Annotated in this window: 3 protein-coding genes and 1 pseudogene; 2 read left to right on the forward strand and 2 right to left on the reverse strand. The window is 71.4% G+C overall.

Going from position 1 to position 5,100, the window contains the following annotated elements:
• Both PSH25_RS24790 and PSH25_RS24795 read right to left on the reverse strand, forming a co-directional pair.
• On the reverse strand, positions 1–2,001 hold a 2,001-nt coding region (locus PSH25_RS24790; protein ID WP_238661355.1), incomplete at its 3' end, for a sensor histidine kinase.
• A 281-nt stretch (positions 2,002–2,282) separates the two neighbouring features.
• Positions 2,283–3,770, reverse strand: coding sequence for a catalase (locus tag PSH25_RS24795; protein WP_238661356.1), 1,488 nt, complete (start codon positions 3,768–3,770; stop codon positions 2,283–2,285).
• Positions 3,771–3,908: 138 nt separating this feature from the next.
• Between PSH25_RS24795 and PSH25_RS24800 the strand changes: the two genes are divergently transcribed.
• Together PSH25_RS24800 and PSH25_RS24805 are read left to right on the forward strand one after the other, a co-directional pair.
• The gene (locus tag PSH25_RS24800) at positions 3,909–4,502 is read left to right on the forward strand and encodes a hypothetical protein (protein WP_238661357.1); all 594 of its coding nucleotides are present in this window, start codon (positions 3,909–3,911) and stop codon (positions 4,500–4,502) included.
• A gap of 11 nt (positions 4,503–4,513) precedes the next feature.
• A pseudogene (locus PSH25_RS24805) lies at positions 4,514–5,100 on the forward strand (hypothetical protein); the annotation flags it as partial.

The raw sequence follows: 5,100 nt of genomic DNA on the forward strand, positions 1-5,100 counted from the left end.
GGCCGTCGGCGGTCGGGTACGGGGACGGGTCACGGTGCCCCGGCGCGCCGTCCGGGCCAGCCGCCGGCTCGGGTCGGCCGACGCGGCGCCGAGCGTGGCGGGGTCGGGGCCGGCCGGCGGTTCGGTGGTGACCAGGTCACCGGGGACGAGCACCACGGCGGTCACGCCGCCCTCACCGGAGGGGCGCAACCGCACCCGTACGCCGTGTCGGGCCGCCAGCCGGGCCACCACGAACAGGCCGAGTCGGGCGCTCTGCGCCGGGTCGAACTCGGGCGAGCTGGCCAGTCGGGTGTTGGCCGCCTCCAGCGCGGCGTCGGACATGCCCAGCCCCTGGTCGGTGATCTCCAGGGCGTACCCGTTGGCCACCTGGGCCCCGGTGACGGTGACCCGGGTGTCCGGCGGGGAGAAGGCGGTGGCGTTCTCGACCAGCTCGGCGAGGAGGTGGATGACGTCACCGACCGCCCGCCCCAGCACGCCGGCCGGTTGCACGGCGGTGACGTCCACCCGTTCGTACGCCTCGACCTCGGAGATCGCGCCGCGGATCAGGTCGACCATCGCGACCGGGTTTCGCCAACCCCGGCCGGGCGCGGAGCCGGCGAGGATGACCAGGTCCTCGGCGTGCCGGCGCAGTCGGGTGGCCAGGTGGTCGACCTGGAACAGCTCGGCCAGCTCGTCCGGGTCCTCACTACGCCGTTCCATCCGGTCCAGCAGGTGCAACTGACGGTGCACCAGGCTCTGGCTGCGTCGGGCGATGTTGAGGAAGACCTCGTTGAGCCCGCGACGCAGGGTGACCTCGTCCACCGCGGCCTGTACTGCGGTGCGCTGCACCTCGGTGAAGGCGCGCCCGACCTCGCCGATCTCGTCGTGGCCGTACTCCAGCGGCGGCGCCTCCCGGGCGACGTCGACCTGTTCGCCACGGCGCAACCGGGTCACCACGTCGGGCAATCGGTGCTCGGCCAGTTCCAGCGCGGCGGTGCGGACGCCGCTGAGCCGCCGGACCAGGGTGCGGCCGACCCGCAGCGCCACCAGCACCGAGACGACCACGGCGACGAGCCCGAGCACGCCGGCGGCGGCCAGCCGCACCAGGATGCGGACCGCCATCGGCACCGAGCGGTCGGTGAGAGCGTCGGCCTCGGACAGTTCGAAGTTCCGCAACTGCTGCTGCACCGCGTCCTGGCTGGCCTGCCAGGCCGCCGCGTCGACCGCCGGCCGGCCGGACCGGTTGGGTACGACCAAAGCGTCCTGCATCGTGCGCAGCCGGGTGAACGCCTCGCCCTCGGTCAACCGTTGGTAGGCGATCCGGCTGCTCTCGGGCAGGTCGGCCACGGCGCTCTCGGTGAGCCACCGTTGGTTGCCGATGGCCTGTACGAGTTGGGTGTGCTCCCCCTCGGCGAACCGCCCGGCGGTCAGCGCGCCGGCCAGCAGCGCGTCGCTCTGGCCGAGCAGTTCCCGGGAGCGACCCAGTGCGGTGAGCGCCAGTGCCTGCCGGTTGATGGCCGGGTCGGTCAGGGTCGCCATGCCGGCGAACGCCTGGAAGGCCGCGGAGACCATGCCGCTGTACAGGCCGATCGCGCCGGCCCGGTCCACCTTGCGGTCGTCGATGAACTTCCGCCCGCTGGGCAGCGCCGCCAGGGTGCTGACCAGCTGGTCGACCCGGGTCTCCAGCAGGTCGTCCGCGGCGTCGCGGAGGGCTTCCCCGTCCACCCGGCGGCGCAGCTCGGCGACCGCCCGGTCGGTGCGCCCGCGCTGCTCGGCGAGGGCGGGCAGCTCGGTGTTGCCGGCGAGCTGCACCGCCGAGAGCCGGCGTTCCCGTTGCAGCTCGGTGACCACGGTCTCGCCGGGGCGACCCAGGTCGTACAGGAGGGTGCGGGCGGAGAGCAGGTTCAGGGCGGGACCGAAGGTCAGGGTGGTTGCGAAGATCCACAGTGCCAGGAGCGCGGTCACCGGTGCGACGACCAACGCGGTCAGCTTCGAGCGGATCGGCCAGTCGCGGGTTCTCATCAGACCTCGCCCGTACAGGGGTGGCAGGAGGGGCGCCGGCACCGCCGGGCAACGCGCCGGCCGGCTGCGTGCCCGGCCGTGTCACCGGGCACCGGCGCGGGCGCCTTGGGCAGGATACGTAATCGAGGGCCGTTGCACTACCGCCCGTCGCGCCGACATCGACGCTCCGGGATGTGCGGGGGGTGGGAATGGCGAACGCCCCGTCGGCGGACCGGCGGGGCGTTCGTGTGCGGCGGGGCCGTTGTCGCGCTGCCGGCGGAGCCTGCGACCGACGGTGGGGATCAGGCGTGGTCGGCGATGCCGAGGCCTTCGGCGACCCGCCGACCGTAGGAGTCGTCGCACTGGCTGAAGTGCCAGACCATCTTCTGCTGGATGTGCTTGTCGCACTGACCCAACAGGTTGACCAGGTTCTTCACCAGGTCGTCGCGCTCCCACTGGGGCATGGTGCGAAAGCGCTCGCCAGCCTGGGCGTAGTTGTTCTGCCGCTCGATCGGCGCCCGCATGACCTGACCCGAGACGAACGGCCGGTACTCCCGGTACGACTCGTCGGCCTGGTCGAGACCGGCCACCGAGGACGGCTCGAAGTTGATGTGCGGGTTGCCGGCCCGGTTGTCCACCCCGTACGACATCTGGCCGCCGTCCTGGTTGGTGTTGACCTGGACGTCCTCGCGTGGCGCGTTGATCGGCAGTTGGAGGTAGTTCGGGCCGACCCGGTAGCGCTGGGTGTCCGAGTAGGAGAACGTCCGTCCGACGAGCATCTTGTCGTCGGAGAAGTCCAGGCCGTCGACCAGTACGCCGGTGCCGAAGGCGATCTGCTCGTTCTCGTTGTGGACGTTGCTCACGTTGCGGTTGAGCGTCATCATGCCGACCGGGCGCAGCGGAAACGCGTCCTCCGGCCACGTCTTGGTGTCGTCCAGCGGGTCGAAGTCCAGCTCCGGGTGCTCGTCGTCGCTCATGAGCTGGACGTGCAGCTCCCACCGGGGGCACTCGCCGCGCTCGATGGCCTCGTAGAGGTCCTTGGAGGCGTGGCCCAACTCGCTGGCCTGGATGGCCGCCGCCTGTTCCTCGGTCAGCGACTCGATGCCCTGCTGCGACTTCCAGTGGTACTTGACCAGCACGCCCTCGCCCGCGGCGTTGACCATCCGGTAGGTGTTCACACCGAAGCCGTCCTGCGTCCGGTAGTTGGCCGGGATGCCGCGCGGGCTGAACAGCCAGGTCAGCATGTGCATCGACTCGGGGGTGTTGGACATGAAGTCGAAGATCCGGTTTGGCTCCTGACGGAAGGTCACCGGGTCCGGCTTCAGCGAGTGGATGACGTCGGGGAACTTGATCGCGTCTCGGATGAAGAAGACCGGCAGGTTGTTGCCGACCAGGTCCCAGTTGCCGTCCTCGGTGCGGAACTTCACCGCGAAGCCACGCGGGTCGCGGGTGGCCTCGGAGGAGTCCCGGCCGCCGATGACCGTGGAGAAGCGCAGGCTTACCGGCGTCTTCCTGCCCTTGACCTGGAACAGCTTGGCCCGGGTGTACGTCGCGGCCGGTTCGTCGCCGATGGTCCCGTACGCCTCGAACTCGCCGTGTGCGACGAAACCGCGGGCGTGCACCACTCGCTCCGGGATCCGCTCCCGGTCGAAATGGCTGATCTTCTCCAGGAAGTGGTAGTTCTCCAGCGTGGCGGGGCCGCGCGAGCCGACCGTCCGCTGCTGCTGGTTGTTGTGCACGGGGTGACCCTGCCGGGTGGTGAGGATCGGCTTGCTGGGCTGTGGGTGCATCACCCCACCCAAGCGCCTTTTCTGGAATGAGTCAAGTTTTGGTTTGGCGGGCAGTTGCGGCCCCGGTCAGGAAAGTGTCTCGGATCGGGATTGGCGATCACTGCGCAGAGGGAATACCAGGAGACGAAGGAGGAGCCCATGTCGCCCACGCAGATAATCGTCATCGTGCTCGTCGTGCTGGTGATCGTCGCGGCTCTGGCCGTGGCCGCCCGCTCGCTCGGTCGCCGTCGCGCGCTGCGCAACCGGTTCGGGCCGGAGTACGACCGGGTGGTGGCGGAACAGGACAGCCGGTCCGCCGCCGAGCGCGAGCTGCGCGACCGGGAACGCCGGCATGCCGAGCTCACGCTCACCCCACTCAGCCCGGAGTCCCGGGCCCGGTACAGCGCCGCCTGGGAGGAACTCCAGGTCCGCTTCATCGACTCCCCCGGCGAGACCGTGGGCGACGCGGACGAACTGGTCACCCGGCTCATCGAGGAGCAGGGCTACCCGACCGGCGACTTCTCCGACCAGATCGCCCACCTTTCCGTCGAGCACGCCCGCACGCTGACCAACTACCGGGACGCGCACGAGATCCACCTGCGCAACTCCCGGGGCGAGGCCAGCACCGAGGAACTGCGGCAGGCGGTCGTGCACTACCGCGCACTCTTCGCCGACCTGCTGGGCGAGGAGCCGGTCGGCAACCGTACGCCCGAACAGCGCCACCACCCGGACCACGACGCCACGAGCCGCTGAGGAGGCCACCGATGCGCCAGGAAGAGCAGCAGGTGAGCAACGACCACCCGGAGGCCGTCCGGTCCGCGCCCGTGCCGGTACCCCCGGCCGGCGACCGGGCCGGCCGCTCCGACGTCCCTGAGGACGCCCTCGACGACCGGGGCACCTTCGACGACCAGACCGCCGCCCACGAGCGGACCGACGACACCGGCCGGGATCCCGCGTACGACCCGGCCGACGACGAGCTGACCGACGACTCCGACCCACGCCGCCGGAGCGACACCGACGAGGGCGGTTTCCACGAGCCGGGGCCGCTGCCGACGACGTTCGGCGCCACCACGGTGGCCGACGCGGTGGCCGCCTCCGCGCTGGCCAGCCCACACCCGCAGGATCAACCGGACCCCCGGGCCGAGCGGACCGCCCAGCCGGGCGACGGCGCCGAGGACGGCGAGCGGGAGGGCCTGCGCGCCGACCCCACCGCCGAGCTGCACCGCCGCGACACCGACAGCGACGACCTCGACGACAGCGCCGACTTAACCGATCGCAGCGACGCGGACACGTCCGCGCGGACCGTCGTCGCACCGGGGAGCACGGACGGCGACCCCGAGCGGCGAGTCGA

This window comes from Micromonospora foliorum, assembly GCF_022229015.1.
Taxonomy (GTDB): Bacteria; Actinomycetota; Actinomycetes; order Mycobacteriales; family Micromonosporaceae; genus Micromonospora; species Micromonospora foliorum.